At 39.9% G+C, this 23,683-nt stretch carries 29 protein-coding genes, 4 tRNA genes and 1 pseudogene; 7 read left to right on the plus strand and 27 right to left on the minus strand.

Features of this window, described 5'->3' with window-relative positions:
- Positions 1-222 precede the first annotated feature (222 nt).
- The 15 genes from P4S60_RS10425 to P4S60_RS10495 all read right to left on the minus strand — a co-directional run bounded on the left by P4S60_RS10425 (position 223) and on the right by P4S60_RS10495 (position 12,291).
- The gene (locus P4S60_RS10425) at positions 223-1,158 is read right to left on the minus strand and encodes a hypothetical protein (protein ID WP_337115914.1); all 936 of its coding nucleotides are present in this window, start codon (positions 1,156-1,158) and stop codon (positions 223-225) included.
- On the minus strand, positions 1,151-2,380 hold the full coding sequence (locus P4S60_RS10430; protein ID WP_337115915.1) for a hypothetical protein: 1,230 nt from the start codon (positions 2,378-2,380) through the stop codon (positions 1,151-1,153). Before P4S60_RS10430 ends, P4S60_RS10425 begins: the two co-directional genes overlap by 8 nt.
- A gap of 59 nt (positions 2,381-2,439) precedes the next feature.
- Entirely contained in the window at positions 2,440-2,892 is a 453-nt protein-coding gene (locus P4S60_RS10435; protein WP_337115916.1) for a phage virion morphogenesis protein, read from the minus strand.
- Positions 2,892-3,086 carry a hypothetical protein gene (locus P4S60_RS10440; protein ID WP_337115917.1) on the minus strand — a complete coding sequence of 65 codons (195 nt, stop codon included), beginning with the start codon at positions 3,084-3,086 and terminating at the stop codon, positions 2,892-2,894. The genes P4S60_RS10435 and P4S60_RS10440 overlap by 1 nt, the downstream gene beginning before the upstream one ends.
- Positions 3,083-4,564 carry a phage head morphogenesis protein gene (locus P4S60_RS10445; RefSeq protein ID WP_337115918.1) on the minus strand — a complete coding sequence of 494 codons (1,482 nt, stop codon included), beginning with the start codon at positions 4,562-4,564 and terminating at the stop codon, positions 3,083-3,085. Before P4S60_RS10445 ends, P4S60_RS10440 begins: the two co-directional genes overlap by 4 nt.
- Positions 4,565-6,118, minus strand: a complete 1,554-nt coding sequence (locus P4S60_RS10450; RefSeq protein ID WP_337115919.1) for a DUF935 domain-containing protein — start codon at positions 6,116-6,118, stop codon at positions 4,565-4,567.
- A gap of 163 nt (positions 6,119-6,281) precedes the next feature.
- Complete coding sequence (locus P4S60_RS10455) at positions 6,282-7,886, minus strand: terminase large subunit domain-containing protein (RefSeq protein ID WP_337115920.1); 1,605 nt, start codon at positions 7,884-7,886, stop codon at positions 6,282-6,284.
- Positions 7,879-8,475, minus strand: coding sequence for a DUF3486 family protein (locus P4S60_RS10460; protein ID WP_337115921.1), 597 nt, complete (start codon positions 8,473-8,475; stop codon positions 7,879-7,881). Before P4S60_RS10460 ends, P4S60_RS10455 begins: the two co-directional genes overlap by 8 nt.
- 2 nt (positions 8,476-8,477) lie before the next feature.
- Complete coding sequence (locus P4S60_RS10465) at positions 8,478-8,780, minus strand: VpaChn25_0724 family phage protein (RefSeq protein WP_337115922.1); 303 nt, start codon at positions 8,778-8,780, stop codon at positions 8,478-8,480.
- 33 nt (positions 8,781-8,813) lie between these two features.
- Positions 8,814-9,140 (minus strand): DUF2730 family protein, encoded by a 327-nt coding sequence (locus P4S60_RS10470; RefSeq protein ID WP_337115923.1) that lies wholly within the window; start codon positions 9,138-9,140, stop codon positions 8,814-8,816.
- Position 9,141: 1 nt separating this feature from the next.
- A complete protein-coding gene (locus P4S60_RS10475; protein ID WP_337115924.1) occupies positions 9,142-9,363 on the minus strand; it encodes a TraR/DksA family transcriptional regulator in 222 nt (73 codons plus the stop codon).
- Between the two features lie 10 nt (positions 9,364-9,373).
- Positions 9,374-9,805, minus strand: coding sequence for a 3TM-type holin (locus P4S60_RS10480; RefSeq protein WP_337115925.1), 432 nt, complete (start codon positions 9,803-9,805; stop codon positions 9,374-9,376).
- Entirely contained in the window at positions 9,795-10,058 is a 264-nt protein-coding gene (locus P4S60_RS10485) for a hypothetical protein (protein ID WP_337115926.1), read from the minus strand. The genes P4S60_RS10480 and P4S60_RS10485 overlap by 11 nt, the downstream gene beginning before the upstream one ends.
- Positions 10,059-10,061: 3 nt before the next feature.
- Complete coding sequence (locus P4S60_RS10490) at positions 10,062-10,649, minus strand: glycoside hydrolase family 108 protein (RefSeq protein ID WP_337115927.1); 588 nt, start codon at positions 10,647-10,649, stop codon at positions 10,062-10,064.
- A gap of 73 nt (positions 10,650-10,722) precedes the next feature.
- Positions 10,723-12,291, minus strand: a complete 1,569-nt coding sequence (locus tag P4S60_RS10495) for a KAP family P-loop NTPase fold protein (protein ID WP_337115928.1) — start codon at positions 12,289-12,291, stop codon at positions 10,723-10,725.
- A gap of 86 nt (positions 12,292-12,377) precedes the next feature.
- On the opposite strand from P4S60_RS10495, the gene P4S60_RS10500 reads away from it, so the two are divergent.
- Positions 12,378-13,187 (plus strand): hypothetical protein, encoded by an 810-nt coding sequence (locus P4S60_RS10500; RefSeq protein ID WP_337115929.1) that lies wholly within the window; start codon positions 12,378-12,380, stop codon positions 13,185-13,187.
- Here P4S60_RS10500 and P4S60_RS10505 read toward each other — a convergent pair.
- From P4S60_RS10505 to P4S60_RS10565, 12 genes and pseudogenes are all read right to left on the minus strand, one after another.
- Positions 13,184-13,606 carry a Mor transcription activator family protein gene (locus tag P4S60_RS10505; RefSeq protein ID WP_337115930.1) on the minus strand — a complete coding sequence of 141 codons (423 nt, stop codon included), beginning with the start codon at positions 13,604-13,606 and terminating at the stop codon, positions 13,184-13,186. The two genes, P4S60_RS10500 and P4S60_RS10505, sit on opposite strands and share 4 nt — an antisense overlap.
- 81 nt (positions 13,607-13,687) lie before the next feature.
- Positions 13,688-14,076: pseudogene (locus P4S60_RS10515) on the minus strand (gp16 family protein).
- A complete protein-coding gene (locus P4S60_RS10520) occupies positions 14,054-14,245 on the minus strand; it encodes a hypothetical protein (protein ID WP_337115933.1) in 192 nt (63 codons plus the stop codon). The pseudogene P4S60_RS10515 and the gene P4S60_RS10520 overlap by 23 nt, the downstream one beginning before the upstream one ends.
- Before the next feature lie 89 nt (positions 14,246-14,334).
- The gene (locus tag P4S60_RS10525) at positions 14,335-14,496 is read right to left on the minus strand and encodes a hypothetical protein (RefSeq protein ID WP_337115934.1); all 162 of its coding nucleotides are present in this window, start codon (positions 14,494-14,496) and stop codon (positions 14,335-14,337) included.
- 10 nt (positions 14,497-14,506) lie between these two features.
- On the minus strand, positions 14,507-15,109 hold the full coding sequence (locus P4S60_RS10530; RefSeq protein WP_337115935.1) for a DUF3164 family protein: 603 nt from the start codon (positions 15,107-15,109) through the stop codon (positions 14,507-14,509).
- A gap of 3 nt (positions 15,110-15,112) precedes the next feature.
- Positions 15,113-15,319 carry a hypothetical protein gene (locus tag P4S60_RS10535; protein WP_337115936.1) on the minus strand — a complete coding sequence of 69 codons (207 nt, stop codon included), beginning with the start codon at positions 15,317-15,319 and terminating at the stop codon, positions 15,113-15,115.
- A gap of 2 nt (positions 15,320-15,321) precedes the next feature.
- Positions 15,322-15,651 (minus strand): LacI family DNA-binding transcriptional regulator, encoded by a 330-nt coding sequence (locus P4S60_RS10540; protein ID WP_337115937.1) that lies wholly within the window; start codon positions 15,649-15,651, stop codon positions 15,322-15,324.
- The gene (locus P4S60_RS10545) at positions 15,638-16,240 is read right to left on the minus strand and encodes a hypothetical protein (protein WP_337115938.1); all 603 of its coding nucleotides are present in this window, start codon (positions 16,238-16,240) and stop codon (positions 15,638-15,640) included. The genes P4S60_RS10540 and P4S60_RS10545 overlap by 14 nt, the downstream gene beginning before the upstream one ends.
- A gap of 15 nt (positions 16,241-16,255) precedes the next feature.
- Positions 16,256-16,963, minus strand: a complete 708-nt coding sequence (locus tag P4S60_RS10550; protein WP_337115939.1) for an ATP-binding protein — start codon at positions 16,961-16,963, stop codon at positions 16,256-16,258.
- Positions 16,964-16,974: 11 nt separating this feature from the next.
- Positions 16,975-18,564 carry a DDE-type integrase/transposase/recombinase gene (locus tag P4S60_RS10555; protein WP_337115940.1) on the minus strand — a complete coding sequence of 530 codons (1,590 nt, stop codon included), beginning with the start codon at positions 18,562-18,564 and terminating at the stop codon, positions 16,975-16,977.
- A 71-nt stretch (positions 18,565-18,635) separates the two neighbouring features.
- Positions 18,636-19,181, minus strand: a complete 546-nt coding sequence (locus P4S60_RS10560) for a hypothetical protein (protein ID WP_337115941.1) — start codon at positions 19,179-19,181, stop codon at positions 18,636-18,638.
- On the minus strand, positions 19,181-19,450 hold the full coding sequence (locus P4S60_RS10565) for a helix-turn-helix domain-containing protein (RefSeq protein WP_337115942.1): 270 nt from the start codon (positions 19,448-19,450) through the stop codon (positions 19,181-19,183). Before P4S60_RS10565 ends, P4S60_RS10560 begins: the two co-directional genes overlap by 1 nt.
- Before the next feature lie 344 nt (positions 19,451-19,794).
- Here P4S60_RS10565 and P4S60_RS10570 point away from each other — a divergent pair, with 344 nt between their 5' ends.
- The 6 genes from P4S60_RS10570 to P4S60_RS10595 all read left to right on the plus strand — a co-directional run bounded on the left by P4S60_RS10570 (position 19,795) and on the right by P4S60_RS10595 (position 23,541).
- Positions 19,795-20,334, plus strand: coding sequence for an XRE family transcriptional regulator (locus P4S60_RS10570; protein ID WP_337115943.1), 540 nt, complete (start codon positions 19,795-19,797; stop codon positions 20,332-20,334).
- 704 nt (positions 20,335-21,038) lie between these two features.
- Positions 21,039-21,115, plus strand: a tRNA-Asn gene (locus tag P4S60_RS10575).
- A gap of 21 nt (positions 21,116-21,136) precedes the next feature.
- Positions 21,137-21,213 (plus strand) — tRNA-Asn (locus P4S60_RS10580).
- A 19-nt stretch (positions 21,214-21,232) separates the two neighbouring features.
- Positions 21,233-21,309: transfer RNA gene (locus tag P4S60_RS10585), tRNA-Asn, on the plus strand.
- A 29-nt stretch (positions 21,310-21,338) separates the two neighbouring features.
- Positions 21,339-21,415, plus strand: a tRNA-Asn gene (locus tag P4S60_RS10590).
- Positions 21,416-21,597: 182 nt separating this feature from the next.
- A complete protein-coding gene (locus tag P4S60_RS10595) occupies positions 21,598-23,541 on the plus strand; it encodes an EAL domain-containing protein (protein ID WP_105181590.1) in 1,944 nt (647 codons plus the stop codon).
- Positions 23,542-23,683: the final 142 nt, after the last annotated feature.

A 23,683-nucleotide genomic window follows, 5' to 3' on the forward strand; every position in this document is an offset into this window, starting at 1 on the left:
TTAATAATCTGTGTTCAGTTTGGGGGAAAAGCGAGATTGTTGGCCGTGCGGTGTTTCGGGAAAAGCTCACTACAACTAAGATTTAAATTTAGCTATAGAGTTAACTTGGGAAACCAAACCTCAAGTTAACTTTTTTAAGCTGTTTAAAAGGTGTTTAAAATCGTTTCTAAGCTCTAAGTAATAAATCTTGAGCTAATCCTTTGAGATATCATTTAATTTACCTTAGAACCAGGTTGAAGCCTCTTCGATATAGTTTTCGATAGATTCATAGGCATTTTCTTTTTTTAGCAAGTTTAGTAATTCACTAACTTTTCTAATTAGCTCTGCATTTGAGCTATAAACTGTTAAGAAATTAAAAAAGTTTTTTAAATAGCTTTCCAAGAGATTATCCCTGTTTTTTCTAATAAAATAACCATGCGTTCTAACTAAATGTTCAACTTCGTTTATTACAAACTCAAAATGATATCTGCCTAAAAAATTTTCAACACTTTCAAGTTCTTCTAAATAAAAAGTAACTAGTGACAGCTTGCATATGACAATTTGTTCAATTCTATATGCGTTCATTTTTATTAGATAATTAACAGAGCTATCTTCCTCATCACTCGTATACCAAACTAAAGTGGCCTTATGGATTTGAGACATTTTACGCTCTTTATTGTCTACCTCTAAAGACAAACAAGTATTCAAACTTCTGCTTAAGTTATCTAACTGATTTAAAATGTGTGTTTCTTTAGCGCTTCTCAGGCTTGATTGAATTTGAGTTTCTAAGTGCCTATTCTGCTCTGAGCCCACTTTGATGAGCTTTTCCGAATGCAACCTTTGCTTTTCAGATTCAGAAAACTGACGGTCTTGAGAAGCTTTGTTCAGCTCCAACTGTTCTAAGTTAATTTTTGCAGTTTTTTCTGCTGAAATAGCGGCATCTAAACCAGCCTTTTGCTGCAACCTAAGTGAATAAATTAAAATTAAAATGGAGCAAAATGTTAAAAGTGGATTCAAAAGCCCACCAAAGAAATCACCAGTTGCTCCCCAATCAGCAAGAGTTCTAGCCGGACCGATACCAAAATAGCTTATAAATAAACCTATAATCCCTAAAATAAAGACCAATAAAAAAGCCAAAAAAATAAATGTTTTAGTTGAATTTAAATTATCCTTATGCATACAAATTATTCACTTTTTCCGTTACTAGGCTTCGCCTGACTATTGCTAAGGTCAATTTTTTTATAAATTCCAACAACAATTCATGGCTATTAACAGGGAAACTATCTTCATATGGCAAGTTAGAAGTTTTCTTGTTTAATATACTTTCAACTAAGCTCACTCTTAGTTTAGTTTGCTCAGGTTCAGGTATACTTTTTATGTATGGGTCAATTGTTTTCAAGTCTAATGCTGTTTGATGTAAGTTATGCTCTTGCTGTCTATGCTTTGATGATTCTCTAGATAAGTATGCCGCAGGTATAGATAAAATAAAAATCAGCACAACTCGAAATATGGTACTTTCCCAGTCAAACCCATATTTTGTTGATTCCATGAATGTCGTAAATGCTATGATAACGATTAGCAGCATACAAAATAATGAACCGCCTCTAAGATAATTGGCACTTCTTCTTTCTGAAATCGCCCCATTATCAAATGAGCCAGCAATTACTCCTTCACTTGCAATTTTCAATTGTTCATTTATTTGCTCTTTTTTACTTTTTATTTCTTTCTCAGCCTCTTCATAGGCAGCTTTAACATCAAATAACTGCTTCTGTTGAAATTTCTCAATATTTCTAAGCGAACTTCCTAATTCTCCAATTTCTACTTTATATTCATTAATGGTTCCTTCAATGACTGAAAACTTGCTAGTAACTTTATTCTGAGATTCCATTACACTAGATGATAATGTTTCTAAAAGTTTATCAATCTTTATCTGAGACTCTCTCATAGTTTCAGCATGTTGCTTTTTAAATGACGCCGCTAACTCATCAAAACGTGACTCAGATTTATCAATAATAATTTTTTCTTTTTTCTCAGCACCTTGCTCACCATGTAATGATAAATTGATTAATTTAAGTAACTCTAGAGCATCATTCGATAATTTTTTTAATGTGCTAACTCCAAATATTTGTCTACCACTGGCAGACCTAAAGACCAATTTCTTTTCTTGGCAATAATCTCTAATTTGATCAATAGTTAAAATAAAGTGCTCTATGTATGTTCTAGATTCTTCAATCAGACTACCCTCGGAAGTTAATATTCTTCGTATTCTAGAATTAATCTCTGAAGCTCTTTCGAGCAACACTTTAATATCATCGCTATCTGAATTTTGGAGAATGGTAGTTAAATCTGAGAGACCTTTTTCTAAGGCTCTAACCTTGTACCTAATTTCATTTGAAACCATTGCTGTAATCCCTTATTTTTTTCTAAGGATACACAAACCTTTCGATTTAAAGAATCGATTTAGGCTAAAAACTCTTTAAGTATCTCAACTACTTCCTTTTCATCACGCTCCGACAATCCCAAAAACTTCCTTGCAGGAATTGCAGCTAAACGTGAGATCATATCGCTCGTGCCACCAAATTGATGAATAGCGGCGTATTCCATATTTGTGCCGAACTCTAGCGATTCATCACCGACGTTATAAGCGAACGTGTCTCGTAGTATGTCGTTTAGCCTGAGTATTTTATCTTTGTTCTTTTTCTTGCGCTTTGCGTATTCTGGGCTTAATGGCTGCCAAGGATCACCGTCTGGGCTACGCTGCTGATCAAAGTGGTCGCGATGGGTCAACATTAAATGCTCACCCACATTGCCCAGCGCAGGGGCTAAGTCATCTAAATTATTAACAAGCTGAATTAGCACATCGCTTACAGTTTGCGCACCTTCTGAACTTATTTGAATCTTAGCCCCAGCCATTACACTAGACCTTCTTTGAATGCTTCCATGTGCGTTGCTTGGTCAAGCCCTGAAATTAGCGCAGGGATTAAATCAGCTATTTGCTCAGCCTCTTGGCCTTTAGCTTCTTTTTCAAGCCTGGCGAACTCGCGGCACGTTTCAATTGTATAGGGTGTTTTGTCTAGCAGCTGCTGCGCAGCTATTAAATTTTTCATCGTTTTTTAACCTTCGATTTGGTGGCTTTTTCTACTTGCTCATCTATCCACGCAACGAGCTTTGGTTGCCACTTCATTAACTCATTACGGGCCAAAGCCCATGCAGTAAACGCCTCTGCAAACTTTTCAAACTTATTAACTGCCCCGTAATAAGTAACAGGTAGCGCACCTGATAATAGCTCTGGCGCACCTGCATAGTAATGTATTTGGTGGCCTAGCTCATGCAACCATGTTGCAACTAAGCTATGCGTTTCGTTTTTATCCAACACATTAAGCTCACTTGATATTGTGTGATCACGCTTTAGCTTTTGCCCTTTATAGTTAAGCTCATATCGACCTGCGTTGTTAGCTGCTAACTTTACAGTTAATGCAGCCTGACCTTTAAGCATTTTCATATCTACTTTGCTTAAATTTTGCGGGCTTTTAACTTTAACAACAATATGCTCAAAGCCGACTGAGGTAAAACCTCCAACGTGCTTTGGATTTCGAGTTGTATACTGCATCTGTGCATAAAAGCTATCTACATTCAGATACTGTGCAACGTCTGATCTTATTGCAGCACTCGCCTTAGTTCGCAGGCTCATTTCGCTGTTTTTTACAAATAAAGTTTTCGTTTGTTTGGCGTTTAAAAACTCGTTTACACGCACTAAAACAGCTGTATCAAGTTCGACTAACAAGGGGTCTAACTTTAAGGCACTGACATTGTTAACCGTACTAAATGCTGAGGGTACAATACGAGTCGCTTGATAATCATTTACACGCTGTTTAAACGTTGGCTTACTAGCAACTTGCTTTTTCACCTGGCTTGTTAATTGCGCCCCAGTTTTCGGCGTGTAGTCAAAGCCTGGATCAATGCCCAGTGGCAACTCAAATTCTTCGCCTGTTTTCTTATTGGTCCAATTATAGCTACCGTTGTCTGGGGCTTCGCTTACCTTTAAGCCTCGACGCTTAAGCTCTCGCTCGCTGAGGCTATACTTTTTACACTTACAACCCCAACCATTTTGCGGGCTGTGCGTGCTCCACCACGGATCATCAACAGGCAAAACTATATTATTCCACTTTAAATGCAGTGCGCGCGGGGTTTCGCTATCACCGTGTTTATATAGCGCATAAGGGCGCGTTGATTTGAGCGCTTGTATTTGCCCCTCGCGCCCTGCGTTATAAGCCTGGCGAATATTGGTTTCGTATATTAACTGGCTGCGCCATGCTGGCTGGCCGTTATGCTCCCAGCCATAGCGGGCCTTGATGTTGTCAAATTCATTTTGAAACCAGTGTAAGCTTTTACCCTCGCTTATCGCTTTATCAACTGATTGATAAAAGTCACTCAGCATATCAGCCTTAGTTACACCAGCCACCATGAATGCGCGGTTATGGGCGCTTTGCCATACGTCATCCCAACTGCTTGCGGGCGTTTGCAGCTTTTGTCTAAAGAATGTTATTCCATCATCAAAAGGTAAAGAGCCGTACCTAACAGCCATCTAACGACCCTCATCAACTTCTAACGCGCCTAATAACTCACTAGCGGCCATTGCCTTAGCCAATAACTCTTTAAAGCCCTCCGTGCTTATCTGCGGCTCTAATTCAAGTATTCCGTCGCGTATTTCTTCTAAGCTTGTGGCGTTTTTAACAAGTTCAGTGATTGGGTCACTTATTTCATTAAGCTTTGCCTGGGCTTGCTCTGCCAGCTGCTCCGCCATTAAATCAGCGTTGTCTTTTTGCTGAGCCGTTTTTAATGCTGCAAAGCCCTTTAACTCAGCGGTTGGTTGCTCTTGGGTTAGTGTCAGAATTGGCTCATTTTTATCGGGTAACGGGATTTGTGTTTTTTCACTAACCCATTTAGTCGGAATTGGGTAATTAATTTCAACTAATGTTTTAAGTGCTGGGGCTAAGTTGGCAATGTCTTCTGCTTCGCTGGTATCAAACTTAAAGCGTGGGATGCGTCGGGGGCCTGTGTAACTTTTAGAGTTTAGCGCGTGCATTGGGTAGATAATGTCGCGGGTAATAGTGTTGGCAACTTGTTTTAAATCGCTTTCGGTTATGTCGTCGAGTACTTCCATGTGCACATTACCAAGCGCATTTGTACTTGTTTTACCGTCTGCTTGGCTGGTGAGTGTAGCCCCAAGAACCGCTTTACTTTGTGTTGTTTCACACCACTTAATCATTGCTTCAAATGGGTCTGATTGCCCATTGGCTGCATTTTGAAAATCAATTTCCATCCCCTTTGGAATAATGCCGCCCGCATTATGACCAATACTTAATACAGCTCTGAGTAAGGTTGATTTTTCATCCTCACTGGCTCCATTAGGATATTTACCTAGGCGCAGTGGTAAACCATATATTTCTAAAAACTCTGCTAGATCACGTATTGAGTAATTTTTAAATAAGTACGGCCAAGCCACTGTTGAGGTTAAGCCTGTGCGATGTATATACCCCGATTTAGAGCGGTGAACATGGGCACACCAGCCAAACGGGTTTAATGCCTGCCCTGTATAACTGTTATCGCGTAGCATGAGCTGATTACGGTTATCTGGGTGCGTTTGAAATAAGTTCTGATCACGAAACTCGTAACCAGTTATAAAATGCTCGCCACTCTCATATGCCCAGTTAAGCTCGTTACACGAAAACGATTTTAAAATGGCATCACTACAATCGAAAATTAGATCATCAAACCAGGTGGCATCTTCGAGAATTTCTTGAATCGCCACTGCATCTTTTTCTTCTTGCTCTGTAGCATTACGTGGTGGCTCTATTGTCCAATCATATTTAAGCCAGCCTCTGCGACGTTTAGTAAGCTCACTAAATAAATGACCGTCTTTGTCTTCCATGTCTTTTGCCAAGTCAGCCATTGCGGCAAGGTTCCCTGCATCAGCCTCCTTTAACAACATAGCTAGTTTAGCTGGTGTTAAGCCCTCGCTTGGGTGCTCTGCATATTGACGCATTAACATACCAATTCGGCTATCTTGCTCAGTTTGGGTTTGGTTTAACTCGTTTGAACTAATAGGGTTGCCGTTGATGTCTACAATTTGGGTCATGGCTTTTCTCTGTAGTTTACTCGTATGATGAATTTAATACTCAATACATATATTTCGAGCTTTAAGGTTTGTTGGTGGGCCTGTTGTAAGCTTTTAGCTGTAAGTTCTAACTGTTGTACTGGCGCGGTAAAAATCTCTTGGTATGTCACTCTAAAGCGGTGCATTACCAACAACCTGCATCGCTATAACCTTTTAAATCATCACTATGATCAGGTCGATTTAAGTTTTGCTGCTGGTGCTTGTTGGGTAGCGCTGTAAATTCAATAGCGCTGCCGTCCATTTCGGCTGCTCTTACAAGCATGGCAATTGAAACTGCACTATCCCCATGGCGCTTATCGCCATCAGTGCCGGTGTTTTTACCTTTATCAATTTGGGCTATGCCGTTTTTAAGTTTGATTTGGCCTAAGTCGTCTAATACGTCTTGGTCTTTTGGTAAGGTAATGTTGTCTGTTTCAAAGTAATCTTTAAGTTTTGGCATCCACTCGCGATACCAGGCTTGTGAAAGATGCACACAATCAACTAACTCAGTACCGTATTTCAGGCTTGCTGCTTCGGCTAAGTAGCCGCCATTACCCGTTGCATCAAAGGCAAGCCCGCGCAGTTTTGGCAAACGGTCACAAATATAAAGCATGATTTGCTTTTGCTGCTCATACGTTACATTTCTCAGCTCAACCATAAACGGCACTGTTAGGCGCGTGTCTTGGTTGATTTCACCAATACTGAATACGGTTAAATCACCTTTACGGGCAAAATCTTCACCAAATGCATGAGTGAGATCAGTATTTAACCCACTCAATAGATCATCGAGGTTTTGCTTACACCAGGTTTCAACGTCTTTTATTCGTTGCTCTTCAGTCCAGCTTTCAAAGTCTGTTGGCGCTGTGTAGCGCTTAACAACACAATCACTGCTTAACGCTCTTTCACGCAAACGGCGGCTTAAGTATTGCCCCGCGCCCTGGCTAGGCACACAGTATAATTCTTCGTTTGCTGCTTCTTTGGTGGGGTAAAAATCGACCTGTTCTGCAAGCCAGGCATCTTCTTTGGCTTGCGTCCAGTCTTGCCCACTAACCAAGCAAATACGCTTATACAAGCCATGTTTTAACGCTTTATCAATCGGGATTTGATGCACTGAGTACTTTTTAACGCCGCGCCTTGCTTGCGTTATTAGGGTGTTAAATAGGTTATCAACGCCGTTATGGGTCGAGATAATACGTACTCGCCCGCCCCACATAGTAAGAGCCATTGCCGCTTTTAATACTTCATCTAAACGGTCATGGAATGCAGCCTCATCAATAACTACATTGCCCTGACGCCCACGCAGGTTTCGCGGGTTAGAACTCAAGGCAACAATCTTTTTGCCTGTGGTTGGGAATTTAATTTCAAAGGTATTAATACTGCGCTTCTTGCCGTCTGGATCTTGCTCTTCAAAAATCCCCTCTTCAATTTCGCCCATGACCATGTTGAGCTTTTGCGCCCAAAACGCGCAGGCATCAATAAACTCTTTCGCCATTTCTTTGTCTGAGCCAAGATAGTAAGTGTTTTGTGCATTGCTCGTTGCAACAGCACTTAAAACATCATCCAGTGCCTCAGCGAAAGTTAGACCCGTACGACGTGACTTTTCAGCGATTTTGACAATCGCGCTATCTTCCATCCATGCCTTTTGATAGCCAAAAAGTATATCCGTCCCCATTGCAACAGCTAACGAACCCGCCACTTTGTTTAAGGGTAAGTCATTTGTTTGGGTGATACTCTTTGCTGTGCTAGTCATGTTTTAGACCTAAAATGTCACGTTTGAAGAATGCAACCATGTCATCTGCTGTTTGAGGTAGGTTTTCGTTTTTAACTTTTGCGTCTAGGTCTTTTGCTAGTTGCTCTGCATAAGCTTTTTCTATTTCTTGCTGGCGCTTATGCGCGGCCATTGCAGTTTGCTCTAGCCGTTGGGCAGCAAGCATTGCATCTTTGATAGTATTAATATCAACTTCTGCATCTTCGTCGGGGTTCATCATCTGCTGCTGCATGGCCCTAAAGAGCTGGGAACGGCCCATTTCTAAGATGAGTTTTGTTGTATCACCTGTTGGTTTATCGCCAAGCTCAGCAGTTAGCGCTTTGGTTGACTCGCGTAAATCACGCAACTTTTGGCCTATCGCCTCTGTTTTTTGGGCATGGCGGCTTAGGCCGCCGCGGCTGATTGTTGCCCCCTCATCTAAACCCGATTCAATGATTAAACTGTTTACAGCATCTAAAATCTCGGCTTGACTAAAGCGCTTATCGCGTAGCATTTCGTCAAGGCGTTTTTTTATATCTTCTGGTAGTAAATCAACCTTGCTCGGTTTACCTCGTCGCACCGTGTCATTCATACTTAATAACTCCGTGGTGCAGGACGTTTGATGCCTGGCGCAGTAATACTTCCCTCTGCAACATCGATACCTGAAGCAGTTATACGAGCAATCCAAGTATTTTCACTTAGCTTTTCTAAAGCTACATAGCCATTTTGCTCCAACCAGCTCAACAGCGTTTTTAGTTGATCACGGCTACACCCTAGTGCATAACGCTTAAGTACATCAGCTAACATGCTGGTGTTAGCGCCGTAGTCTGCTGAGTCTTTTAAAGCAATCAAAATGCTAATTCGTTGATGTTCTGATTGAACTTCTTGTAAAGCCATTGTCTTTATTCCTGTAAATAGGTTGTATTTTGCTTAGCTATCTGAGTTGCGCGTTCCTCTTAACTCATTTTCCATTAGTAAGTCAGTTAAGCGTTTTAGGTCTGTTAGTTGTGGGTTTAAGCCGTCTATTTTGACGCTCACTTCAATTAAGCGTTTATCAAGCTCGTGTAAATCATCAGCATTAGGTAGATCTTCAATCGTCTTCTCTACAGCACTTAAACGACTTTCTAACGATTTTGATACGTCCTCATGCACTTTTTTAGTAACAAAGGTACTACGTAACCAAGCCAAAGCACCTGCACCAACAATGGCTACACCCACAGTTAATAATGCTTTCCACCATTCCAATATAAAATCCATGCTATGCCCTATAATGCTTCAGGTTGCTTTCGATTAATTCTTGGCAATCAACGCAGGTGTTACAGTTTTTAATTGCCATACGGCGCTGCTTAGGTATTTCAACACCGCACTCTTGGCAATGGATAAATGCAGCCCCTGGTTTAAATGTTTTTGCTTTATGATTTGATAAAGCAGCATCCAGTAATTGCTGCTCTATTTTTTGAGAGTGATCTGATTTACTCACTGAGGGCTCCTTACTTTTCAATCATTTTCTTAATGCCCTGTTTCGCTCCTGGAACTGCTTTTTCAACAGTTCGGCCTATTACATATCCACCAATTCCCAGTTGCAGTAGTTCCCACGCTTTGTCTGATAATCTAAATTCAAGTAGCCCGAAAGAATCACAAATAATCAAAATTAAGAATGTAAGCATTGTGATAGGCCGCCAACTGCGCTGAAGCCAACTTTCACCTTTGGCTTCTGCGGTAATTATTTGTGCTTGCGCCTCTAGCACTTGCCCTTGTAGCTCAACAACCTTACCTTCAAGTTCAAGCACTTGGCTTTGTGCCATATTCTCGATGCGCTTGAGTTCATTTGTAACGATTTGTCGTTCTTCATCACTAGTAAACAGTTCATCAATTAGCTCGGTGATTGGTTCGACTACGTTAAACCAGTTTTTAATGGCCATTTGATTCTCCAAATCGCTCTCTTAGACGCTGGCGAGCGTGGCGGTAATCCATATTGCTTTTTACGCGCATTTCAATATCCACTTGATTTACTGAGCACCAGCCTTTTGTGAAATAGCTTTGCATCGTGCCATCATGGCTGTGTAGCGGTATGCACAAAGGATCGAATGGTAGGCCGCGCATCCGTGCGTCAACCTCCAATTTCAAACGCTTTTCATGCCCTTTTTGATATGACCAATCCCAGTTCTTGCCCATACATCACCCGGACAGTTGATTAACTGCAAACTCTGTCGCATGGGCCAATCGGTTATACCAACCCTCTAAGTTAGGTTTTTGGCGTGGATCATTGGCACAAATACGGGCGTATTTTCGGCCTCTGTTTACACTCAGTAAAACAGCAGTATTTAAGGGTTGATGCTCAGTAATTGCGGCAAGTGTTTTTGGCCCCATGCGGCCATCAGGCTTAGCTTTTACTTGTCTTTGAGCTAATTGGGTCATTGCTGGTGCGCCATGTTGCACAGCACCATCAAATAGCAAAAACGCAACACCTGGCGGGCATTGTTCACACCACATGGCGCGCCAATAGTCGCGGTGATAAATACGCACAGCCTGGGCCAGTGTTAAATTGGCTATATCTAAATTAGGGTAAGCTCGTTGGCTTATGCCAAACTTAGTTAAACCTCCACGGTCTGATGGTTTATCATTTAGCCCGCCATCACTTCGCAAGCCACCTTCCAAAAATAGCAATGTCAAAATGCATTCAGAAAAGTGCAGAGAATAAGGCGCAATCGCTGCCTGTACTTCTGGTGGTTGTTTAAATGGGGATAGATTGATTGTTGAAAGCATACCGAAAAACCATGTTGTTTTTCGGTATTGTGGTTGAGATTCGGTTAGCTATGGCCGTGCGGAGTTTCGGGAATCAATCAAGATTTACGGCCATATTAGTTAAATTCAAATAATAACTTGGCTTATCTTTTATCTGCATAAAAAGCATAAGGAATTTGAAAGTTTCATCGCTTAAGCTTGCTGGGTTTCTTTCCGATAATAATTTAGTTATTTTTACTTTTTGAGAAGTATAGCTTCCTAGATCAAAAGACACCTTAAAAAGCTGATATAAGCTCATTCTCATATGACAAAGATTTTCTTGAGTCATGTGTCTTAAGTTAAAATTGAATTCTGATTGTTCTATAAACTTGTACTCTTTTCGAATGAAAGAGGTATCTATATAAAATTCCAAGACAATATTGACAAACACCTTTCCAAAAACAGGGTATTTTTCTCTCAATAACCTTATTCCATCGTTTTCGATAACTAAGGTAAAGAAATCTTCAAATAATTTTAAACTTTTTTCTTGTAATGCAAAGAGTAGGATCATTACAGCAGCGTTAATGCAAGAATTTTTATCTAGGTTCAAAAAAGCAGATTGAATTCGTTCAAAAACTTTAATTGCTTGCCTTGGTGTCAATTGTACAGCTTCAAATATCTCAACAGTAAAATCTAAGAAATCAGTTCCTTCAAAAATAAAAAATGGAAACAAAATCACCTGTCTGCTTTTCAACCACTCATCATTGATTAATTTGGTATTACAATGATTCTCAATGAGCTCTCTGCTTAATTGTGTTCTTAGATAATATCTATTATTAAAAAAGCGGCTTAAATATTCCTCCGCATTAAATTCAAAGCCGTAAACAGCTCTAACTGTATGCGCTAATTGTGAAGTGTTTGTTGCAACAACAAATGTCAAACCAGGTATATCAAAGACATGCTTAATTGCCTCTAACATTTCGACAGCATAAGTGGGTTTGCAACGGTCTAATTCATCAATAAATATAACCGCTGGAAAACTCTTAGTTATAGAATTCATATTCTTTACTGGATGCTCTACAACATACTCAACCCAACTTTGAATAGCTGACTTCAATGTTTTTACACTTCTTTTGCTATCGATTACCTCTTTGCAAAATACTTCAAATACCTTTTCACCAGCTCTTGAAAAATCAATGTCCCTAACCGTTGCTGGAGTTATTACGCCATCAGATTCGGATGAGTCAAATATATTTAAGTCAAATCCTAAGTACCTTTTCATTAATGCACTGCCAATCCTTGGGGAAGCCGCTTTAATAACCTCCTTTAACTTTATAGCTGTTTCAGCAGAATCAATTTTATCTGTTTGTTTCTTCAACTGTTCTATTATTTCACTTAAAACAGTCATCAAAGGTGAGTCAAGATAATCGATAGACCATGCATCTATGTACACAACTGGATGATTTCCCTTTAAGTCATTGCTCCAACGCTTCAAAAAGTAGGTTTTACCTGCCCCCCATTCTGCATCAAGGTTCAACACGTAATTTGATAAATGTTCCTTGTTTGTTCCGCCTTTAGCTTTTATTAAAGACGTTAAATAAGTCGCGTATTTAGCTCGACCGAGGTTATCAGCGGAAAACTCTTTATCATCAATCGTTTTAGGCTCGTTCCAATTAAAATCCATTTTTATCTCTTATAGTTTTATTTATGTTTTCTAAGGTATCGTGATTTTGTGTAGACTACGAAAAACAATATCTAAAAGGACTTAAAATGTCATCAACTCAAGAAGTGTCACATTCGTTAAAAGAATCATTAAAAGATAAAGTTACTCATCCACTATTGGGCAGTTTTATTATTTCTTGGTTCTTTTTCAACTGGAAAGCGGTTTATTTTATGCTTTTTGCTGATATTGATAGCATCTACAAACTAAAAACTGTTTCAAATAATTATTCTGATATATGGTTAAACTTACTATACCCGCTTATTTCAGCATTAATTTTAGGTTTAGCCTTACCTTGGACAACAGCTTTGTTTACTCGTGCATCAGCCAGAGCTAATGAATTTTACTTAAACTCACAACCACTGCATTACAAAAAACACTGTTTAACAATTGAGGAATCAAATAAACTTAGGGACTTATATCTTATAAAGGATAGTGAAACTCAAAGTAAACTTGATGAATATCGTGCTGAATTAGATAAAACAATTGAAGAATGTAATTCAAGAATCAATAAAATTAAAGATAAATACAACAAGATGTATTTACTTCTAGCCGAGTGTAAACTTGCGGAAAGCTTAATAACAAGTTCATTAGTACCAACCCAACAATTAAACCTAAGGATTCTGCAACATTTCTTTGATAATTTAAGTGATGGAAACTCATGTTATGTGATACTAGAAAAGGAAATCTCACTCCCTAACTATGAATTAAGAAATGCCTACGAAAAGCTGCGTTCGCTAGGGTACTTAGTAGATCTAGCAGATGAAGAACATGATGATGCACCTGTTGGTATAACAAATGAAGGAATCAAGTACATCTGCGATATGAAAAACCAAGCAATTAATCACTCATTAAATTAAAACAAACTTCTCTGTCTTCTATGTATTTCAATCCCTCTCTGTTGCTGGATAACTTCAGCAACACGCCGTTGTGTTAAGCCAAACTTAATGGCCAAAGCTTCTATATTTTGGCCGTTAAACTCCTGCCAAATCTGTATATCACGTAGTGCTGCTTTTAAACGTTGATCTGTTGGAATGTACACATCACGGCCACCAAAGTAATGGCCTATTGCCATGGTGATTGACTCTCCCACTAGCTGTGCATTGCTTACGTGTGCCTTGTTTAATTCTGCTTCAATTAGCAAGGCGAGTGACTGTAAATTACTAGGCCAGCGCTTACGAACCTCGGCAGCATCTTCTGGTGTAAGCTTACTCAAACAGGCTTGTAACTCTTCAACATTACTGCCAAATAACTCTTTCTGTTGATCTTGCTCAGCCATGAATACCTCTATACTGCTTTTTTATTTCGCGTTTTTGCCATTGCTTAAGTGATTCAAGTACCTGAACCGCCTGTTGCTGGGTTAAAAGTGAGTATGAAAACTCACGTTTTTGCCCACTTTATTGCGGTTAAACATGCGGTTTACATAGCCATCTAAGGCTGTCTCTGAACCATCACGCACAAAGCCTTGCTTATGCATCGTGATCCAAATAGCGCGGATTTTTTTACTTCGCCGTGTTGTTTGGGAGTTGATTTAGGGCTTAAACGGCGTTTAAAAGCAGGTTTAAACCCTGATTTTTTAAAATGATTTAACGCTTGATTAAGCTCTTGTACAGTCATATCACTGCATGATGTTTTACCCGTCGAACCCAATAGCGCGCCGCGGTAGGTGTCTTCATCAAGGCCTAATTGAGACTTTGCGATATGAATTAGCTGTATTACTTTTGCTTTATTCATGACGTTTAAACTCATCTAGTTGATCACGCAGACTTAAATAACCGCTGCAAACATCACGCGCCTCTTGTTCTGTAAAAAGGGTGCTGTCTATAGCGAATGTGTGTGATAACTCAAGGAATTTTACTAGGCTCGCAACAACACTTAGCTCTAATTCCGTTTGCACATGAATTGCTCGATTACTCATAATTTACCTCCTGCTTATTGCCCCTTATCAAAGTGCTTTACTCAAAATACTTTGATAAAAAGACGCATCCGTGCGCGCTTTTTATATCGTTATTGCTTAGGTGGGTTAACGCCCTTTAACTGGCTTTGCACTACAAACTTGAGCTGCTGAAATTCAAAGCAGATATCAACTGGCCCTTTGCTTTGTGCAATAATTGTTAAAACTTCGCTAAGCTTACTATTTTCAGTTACTTGAATTGTTTTACCTTCCATGACCTGCTCCCTAAAGTTTTGCTATATCAAGTGGTATGGCTTGCTCATGCTCGCCAATAGTGCGGTAAAAGCGGATAAAACGGCTTGAGTCAATAACCTGGATAGCATCAGCAATGATTTCCATTGCTCGCTGCCACTTGCCGCTTTCGTCAGTGATTTTCAAGCGACGTAGACCAAGCACTTTTTGCACACTGACCTTGCCTTTTTTGTCGGTAGCAAAGGTTTGCTCAATAATAAGTTTTAAGTTTTCGTTAGCGTTTTCGCTCCACTCGTTTAGGCATTGGTCAATTAATTCTTTAGCAATCAAAAGCTCGGGGCCAAGCTCAATGCTTTCTTGCACTTGCATAGTGATTTTCAATTTATGGTCAAAACTACGCAGAGTGACATTGCCTTTTTTGCCGCCCATTGGTACGCCATACTCTTGTGCTAATACATCAAGGAACGCGTCAAACTCGCTCATTTGCTGTGCTTTAAACTCAGAAAGTTGCTTTTGCATTTGCTGCGCTTTAAATACCGCAGTTTCAACAAACTCATGGCGTACAACATCTGCTGGACGAATGTTGTTTATATTTATCAGCTGCCCTTTAGGGTTTAGTAAGTGTTGTTCTGACATGGGTTATCCCTCAATAAAAAGAATGATTTGGTTATGTAATTTTGCAGTGCGCAGGTGACGCGTTTTGCCAGCTTGGGTTTCTGTTATGCGTGGTAGATGCGATGGAGCTTTGCCCCTTACTTCAATAATATGGCGGCTTAAACCCGTGCGCGTGCTGAGTACTTGTAAGCCGCGGCTTTGTAGTTCTTTAATGGTGTTATGTAATTGCATGGTTATTTGCTCCCGCAGATTTTTGAATGTGGGCAACCATTCCGACACGCTTTATACAGCGCTACGCGTACATGATTAGTTGCAGCAAACTTACGAGCTTGATGCTCTAGGCATACGTTTATGGGTATTTCGTCGAGTATTGGGCAATTTACTACTGACGCCATAAACACCCCCTCTACACGTTGCTGGATCATCTGTGTAGAGGCTTTGTATTTATTGTTTATTACCTGGCTTACTGTGGCTTTGCTTACTCCTAGCTTTTGCGCCACGGTACGCATTCCCTGCATTTCGACTTCGGCTTTTAAGGTGCTTAGCCAACTATCTGTAGTCATGTGCCTCTCCTAGCGTGACGGCAGGCATGGTGATTTTTTTGCGCTGGATTTGCTTAAACTTCACAAGCTTATTGGTATTAGCATCAAACACCCCTTTGGTTTTAGGGATAGGACGCTTTGGGCCTGTGTTTTTAAGTAAGCGATAAATCGTAGTTTCGCCTGCGCGTTCTATTGCACTGCCTTGACGCGGGGCGTGTTTTACAACAAATACAAACCCCGCTTTTTTTAAAATTGATATGTAAGAACGAGCAGAGCTAAGCGAGACATCGGCTGTACTTGCCACCTGCCCTGCATCAAACTCGTTTAGTACTCGCATTGATTGCCACATACGTTGACGGCCTGAGTTTTCAGCTTTAAAAGTATTGACTTCTGGCTGTTCAAACGGGTTGTAACTGGCGTTTTGAACACTGTAAGTAACATGTTCACAATCGACATGCTCTGCTAATACCCCAACCTCAACGAGTCGTTTAGCAAAGGTTTTTAAGCTGTTAAGCGTTGTGTGCTCTATGGCATCGCGCACTTGCTGCAATGAAAACTTTTTTAAAATTCTCATTGCTTGCCATGCGTCTTGTAATTGTGGGCGGCTCATGAATAGTTCCTTTTATTACGCTTTTTTAAGAAAAAACTCTTTGCTACCCCACTGGGTAAGGTCGATGCTGGATAAACCATTTGCCAAAGCAAAGGCTTCAATTTTTGAAAGCCCTGTAATGATGCGGCGTACTTCACCATCGGTATCGCTTAGCAATTGATTTAGTAAGTCTTGCTCTATGGTTAAGCTAGGTTCTATGACCGCATCAACAATGATTTTTAAATCTTCAAATTGCAGTGGCTTAAACTCTAACCACTCTGAAATACGGTTATAAAACTGGCGGTGGCGTTGTAACTTACGGCGTACTGATTCCATGCCAATAAGAACTACAGGGCAGCTTGTCAAGTCGTGAATATCACGCACGATTTCAAGTGTTTGTTTGTCGTTTAATAGGTAATCGGCTTCATCAATGAAGAGCGGACGATTACTGATAGCCATACTTTCGATGATGTAATTAAGCATATGCTCTCGGGTATAAATGTCGGGGCCGCTTAACTCTTTAACAATTTGGCGTAGCAACTGTGCAAGCGACATACCTGACGTTGCACGGATATAGATACCGTTACAGCGATTTACTAACCATGCTGTTGCTGTGGTTTTGCCTAAACCTGGATCGCCATAAATTAAGCCGATACCTGGCACACCATGGGCACGTTGATTTAGTGCCTCTACCATCATTTGCGTGGCAACTACATTGTTGACGATTGCTATTTTAGTTTTCATGGGTTTTCCTTTTACTGTTTGTGTAATTGAGTTGGTGCAGCGGGTGCTGCGTTCATTTCGTTTAATAGGTCATCCAAGCGCTGTGACAGTGCGCGATTTTGTTGTTCCCACGTATTAAGCCAAAGTGCATCTACATCACTTAACTGATTGGTTAAGTGTTGTTTTTTGTGGTACATAGCTTTGTCTTGCGGGGTGTTGAACATTGGTGTGGGATTAACATTTACAGCTTGGGCATCTTGCTCTAACTGCTGGCGGCGCTTTTCAAACTCTGTTAATTCTGATTCGTCATAAATAGATGGTTTACTATCAAGCGCTTTTGCTGCTGATTGCATCATTACGTTAGTGTGTTCAACACTTTGTTTAGGTAATGTTTTGAGTGCTTTGTTTTGCTCGCTGTAGTGGCCTAATACTTCGTTGGCAATATCTGAAACATTGACGGATTTTGCTGTTTGTTTAAGGGCTTTTAGTTTGCGGGCTGTTTCTGCTTTTTGGTTCTGTTTTGCTCTATTAGCGACGTCTTGACGGGTTATGCCTGCTGATTCAATGGCATGATCAACTGCTATACAAATATATTCGCTATTGAGGCGGTTAAATACGTATATGCGGCCCACGTTTTTAGGGTCCCATTTACATAAAATTTCTTCACCAACAATGGCCCCTAGCTCTGGTGCGATGTAGAACCCACCACTAACTTTAATGCCCTCTTTGCCTACTATACGTAAACCTCGATTTGATGGCACAGGCTGTAACATGACATCGAGTAAGCGTTCATCTTTGATGACTTTAATTTGGTCGCGACTTGCTGCAAATAAATCAAACGGGGTTTTATTGCCAATATTGCTGTGTGGCTTGTGGTGATAACGGTTGTCGATCCAGTTATCTACAAACTCTTGTAGATGCTGGGCTGACATGTTGATTTCAACAGCGGCTTTCTCTTTTCCTTGCTTTGCTAATAAACGCTGTGCAAATGTTTTGCGTGCTTCTATAGCTTGACGCTCTGATACGTTATGCCCTATGTAGCCAGTTAAAAGCTCGGCTAAATCATGAGAAAACGTTTTGAAAAAGCGCTCAATATAAGGCTTTTCTTCACCTGAAAATGGCCGTGTTTTTTCGTGTTTGATTTCAAGTGCATCAAATACGCTGGTAATTTGGATCGATGTATAGTCTTTACCATTATCGGTTCGCGCTATTTCAGGAATACCCCAATCAAGTATTGCTTTGCGTATAACTAAACAAATCCCTGTACTGTCACTAGTTGGGTGGATCACGACTTTGGCACGACGTGTAAACACGTCTATGATGCCAATAAGCGAGTGACGGCCATTTGTAAGCATTACATCTGACGGTGTTGAATCAAATTCCCACAGTTGATTAATACGGGTGATGTTTTCATCCATCTTGCCCATGGCAGACATGAATTTATTTTTCCAGGCATCAGGGTTGGCCATTTTTGTATAAAGCGCGGCGTTTTCGCGCTTCCAACGTGTAAGCCAATCACGAATAGTGGTTTCAGCAGGTAATGATTTACCTGTGTTATAAAACCTAGCTATTAAACCCTCTTTAATTTGCGTGGCTTTTACGTGCGGGTATTCATAAAGCATAGCAGTGCAAAAGTCGCTTAGCTCTTTATCCGAATCTATGATTGATTTGCCTTTACGCTTTGGCTTTAAAGCTAGGCTTGCGACCCCCTTTCATCTACGGCCTTTTGCCAACGCAATAACGTAATGCGTGATACCGATGGAATTAAGCTTTTGTACTCAAGCAGCTCTTCAAACACACTTTGGTTATAGCGTTCGCTGAATAAATCAAAGCCCGCAATTTTTGTTAAGCCGTTCGCACTTATAAATAATTCAGCAGCTTCTAAAATGCTGACTTTCGCACTTGCTTTAGGTGGTATATTTTCTAACGTCGCTAACAGCTTTAAGTTTTCGTGCTTGCGCGCTGTTTGCTTCGATTGGATTAGATTCTTTGAATGTTCATCTATCGCTAAATACGCTTTACCACTTTGCGTAGCGGATGAATTGTTTTCAGAAATAATAGCCTCTTTAACTTGCACACATACGTGTGCAGGCAAATCTACCAATGCGTACTTTCGTACTTTGCCACCGCGGGCTTTTACTTCGGTATAAGGCCAATCTTCATTTTTAGCTTTGATTTGAATACTGCGCTTACTAACTAATAGGTAAGCAGCTATTTGGTGCGCTGTGAAAAGCTCCATTAGTTCGCCCCTTTTAAAGAGCGACGCCCTGGCGTTCTATTCGGTTTGCCATCTTTATTATATCTTTGAGGCCATATTTCACGGGCACTTACACCAATCACATTTGCTATGATTTTTTCCACAGCAGGATAAGGTCGATGTAAAGCTGTTTGAACTGCATTTGATCTATAGCCTCTGCTAAATGAAAGCTGACGGCATGACCATCCCTCGTCTTCTAACGCAGCTTTTATCTCTGTCACAGACCAACCAACTGATTCTGCTCTTTCCATTGATGCACCTTTATGAGTGTATTTTGTATTCATGCACTCAAATATATGCACACAGAGATGTGAAATCAACACATTTTGCACACAATTAAGTGCATTGGATATTATGTTATTGATTTAGCTATGTTTATAATTCAGGTAATTTTATAAAATGATAGATCGCACTTCGCTCTTTAAAGTGCGAAGAGATCGCACTTTGAAAATCACGCTTTGTGGTTTTTTATTTTGTATGCACAAAATTGTGTGTTTAAATGTCGATTACGTACATCTTCCGAACAAATTACTTATATTGCATGGGTGCATTTAATCAGTATATAAAAACGCTAAGAGAGCGTAAGTTCTTAGACATGGGCAAAGTTGCTGAATGCACTGGTGTGCATAGAAATACTCAATCTAAGTATGAGGACAGTCGTGATCCACCTTTTGATTATTTAGTGGAATTTGCGGCATTAGTTGATGTTCCATTCCATGAAGTTATTTTAAAAAGGCTCAGTGCTTCAAATGCAAGTGATAGTGCTATCCAGCGAGCATTTGATTCTATTAATACTGAAACTAAACTAGAAGAATCAACCGATCAACCTGGTTCATTAAAAATAGAAATAACTGAGCAATCACATTCTATTGTGCCCGTTGGCTCGATCGCGCATATAAATGTAGACGATAAAAGTGTGGATGCTGACAGCTTATATTGTTTTAAAAATCCGATGTCTGGTGAGCACTTTATATCGAAAGTACAAGTAACCTCAAAGAAGCTTAAACTTATATTTGAAAGCCCTGAAAAGAAAGATTTAGAATTCTCTATTGATTCAGGTGAGAGCGAGCTTAAACTGATTTTAAAAACACTAGGCTTAATAGGAAAAGTTACAAAAATAGAACTTTCTTTTTAATTATCAATTCAAGACGCTTTTATCTATTTTTCGCGCTTCAAATTATCATTAATTCGTGCTTTTAAAGATCGCACTTTATTTTTAAAGAAACTCTTTGAAAGCCCCTATTTTCCCACGTTTTCCCATATGATCTTATCTATTCCCTGATTATCATTTAGATCTGTTAGTTACAAAAATTGTTCTACCGCTATGCAAAGTTAACTATGACAAGAAAAAATTAGAACGGCTTAGGATACTAACCCATTGATATAAATTATTAAAAATAAAATTCCAGCAATGCCGTGAAGGGTATATTTCACTTTTCCTAAAAAATTACACGGACTTTTGCATGCCCAATAAAGTCAATTGTTCGAAAAAAACGGCGACTGTTGCTCCCTAATAAAAAGAATTAGATTTGATTTTGACGATGAGAAAAAAACATTGCATTAATAGTAATTTCCTCGATTTGGTAAAGAATATCTATGCAAAGAAACTTTTTTATATTTTTAAAAAATGTGTCACTGCTAAAAAAGCATGCAAAAAAGCCAAGCTTTCGACATAGATCCCCCGCTGCCAAGCAAAAAAAGCTGAGCTTTTCAGCTACATTTTGCTCAGATCGAACATAAAAACATCGAATAAGCTTCTTTTTTGAATTTATGAAGTTTTTATGTTGACACTTTGCAATGCTGTCATTAATATTTCGCCCCGTTGAAAGGCATGACGCTTCCCCCTTAGCTCAGTTGGTTAGAGCGACGGACTGTTAATCCGCAGGTCCCCCGTTCGAGTCGGGGAGGGGGAGCCAAGTTTTTCAATCATAAACGTTTCCCCCTTAGCTCAGTTGGTTAGAGCGACGGACTGTTAATCCGCAGGTCCCCCGTTCGAGTCGGGGAGGGGGAGCCAAGTTTATGAATATGATTGTTCCCCCTTAGCTCAGTTGGTTAGAGCGACGGACTGTTAATCCGCAGGTCCCCCGTTCGAGTCGGGGAGGGGGAGCCAAATCATAGCACCACACTACTCTATTTAGTTCCCCCTTAGCTCAGTTGGTTAGAGCGACGGACTGTTAATCCGCAGGTCCCCCGTTCGAGTCGGGGAGGGGGAGCCAACTCCACGAATCCATTAAACTTTTTATCTACTACTATTCGTCGATTGTATTAGACTTTAAAGCACTTATAATCTAACCTAATTTTAGTTTATTCTGTATTATGCTTTAGAATACAACGACTATACTTAAAGCAATCAATCAAGGAATTGATTCCTTCCTTTAGGCTTTTAAAAGATAAGAACATGGCTGGCTTTAAAAAACTAATTTTCATACAACTTATATCTTGGTTGCTGTTTGCACTTTTGGGCGGTTACTTTATTGCACTAAGCTTTGATAGCGCAGTCAGTGATGCTCAGCAAAAAGCACAGCGTGTCGTAAACGCATATATAAATACGCAAACAATTGAACAACTTGCACCAGAGAAAATTCAAAAAGCATTTGCCGATGGCAGTACCTTTTCTAAGCTTGTGATCCGTGATCAATCGGGTCAAGTGGTAGGCATGGTTGAATCAAGCCAGTCCCTGCCCTTGTTTGCAGAAATAGTTAATAATAGTTTTAATTCAATTCGTCCTCAGTTTGCCGTAAACCAAACATCCGACATTAAAGTCGAATTCACGATTAATGCGCATAATCTTGCTAGCCTCTTACAAGAGTCTTTATTCATTGTCATTTTGATTTCAGGCCTTATCGCCCTACTTCCTATTATTTATATGAAGAGCATGTTTCGCCGCCTTAATCGTAAAATTAGCACCACGATTTCGGATATCGTTGACATTTACATTAACCAAAATCAAGTTAATGGCGACCTTGAACAAGCAATGGACACCACGCGTCTAAAAAAACTAAGCAAAGATTTAATTCCTTCTTTCAATCGTCTATCGCATTTCTTACAAACTAAACATGATGATATTCAAAACAATGCGCTAAGCATTAAAAAAGAAGCGTATAAAGATGTAGTCACAAACCTTGGCAACCGTAATATGTTTGTTGAGTACTACGAGAAGAATATTGAAAACGCAGAAAAAAGTACCTTTGGGTCACTTGCCATGGTGCGTTGTAGCGAATTGCAAACCATAAACCAAACCCGTGGTTACCAAAAAGGTGATGAATACGTAAAAGGTGTGGCAGATATTATTAAACATATCAGTGGCACATACACTGGCAGCCAGGTTTTTCGTTTAAATAGCTCAGATTTTGCAGTGGTATTGCCAAATACCCCACTTAAAGAAGCAGAGCGTTTCGGTGACAACTTACAATCACGCTTTACACAGTATCAGCAAAACCAAGAATTAAGCTCAGTAGCCAATACGGGCATTGTTGGTTACGAAAAAGGCAAACCGCTTGGTGAGTTATTATCGATTGTTGATAACGCAATGAGCATGGCGCAATCAAAACAAGCGAACGCATGGCATGTGCAGCGTGAAACTGACTTAGTTAATAATGCCAGTGCAGGTTTTGGTAATCAAAACTGGCGCAAAGTGATTAACGAAGTAATTGAATCAAAACGTGTACACTTAGTGATGCAAAACATTATGCCGATAGGTAAAAGTGTTAAAGCTTATGCTGAGATCCAAGTGCGTTTTAAAAGTGCAGAAAACCAAATGCTACCGACCGCCTCTTTCCTGGCTATGGCTGAAAAATTAGAAATGGCAATGGAAATTGACCGCTTGATTATCGATAGCACTCTGGAAAAGGTCAAAACGCGTAACTTCTCTGAAAAATTCTTCGGTATTAATGTTACAGCTTCAAGCGCTCACAATGATCAGTTTGTGATCTGGCTAGAACGTCGACTTTTAAAAGACAGCAATATTGCCTCAAAACTGGTATTTGAAGTCAGTGAGTTTGGTTTACAACAAAACATTAAAGCAAGTAAACGCTTTATCGATATGGTTCACCGTGTTGGTGCACGCATCACTGTAGAACGTTTTGGTGTGGGATTAACGTCATTTAAATTCTTTAGAGACTTAAAACCAGACTTTATCAAAATGGACGCAAGCTATACTCGCGGCCTTGAAGAAGATAAAAATAACCAATACTTCATGCGCTTAATGGTGGATTTAGCTCACCGCATTGGTGTGAGTGTATTTGCTGAAGGCGTCGAAAGCCAAGAAGAAAAGCATATTATCGAAACACTGTGTCTCGATGGCGTGCAAGGTTATTACATCGAAAAGCCAAAAGACATTTAACCCCCTCTTAAGAGGCCCAAAAAACCTTACTGTTTTTGGGCCTATTCCATCTATTAACTTAGCTTTAACACTTTAATCGTAAACAGCTTTGTTAATTTTAGCTATTCGTCCCTCATGTGTTGTGTCAGCCCCCATAAAAAAG

The sequence above is a fragment of the Pseudoalteromonas sp. Hal040 genome (assembly GCF_037162425.1).
In the GTDB taxonomy this organism is placed as follows: Bacteria; Pseudomonadota; Gammaproteobacteria; order Enterobacterales; family Alteromonadaceae; genus Pseudoalteromonas; species Pseudoalteromonas gelatinilytica.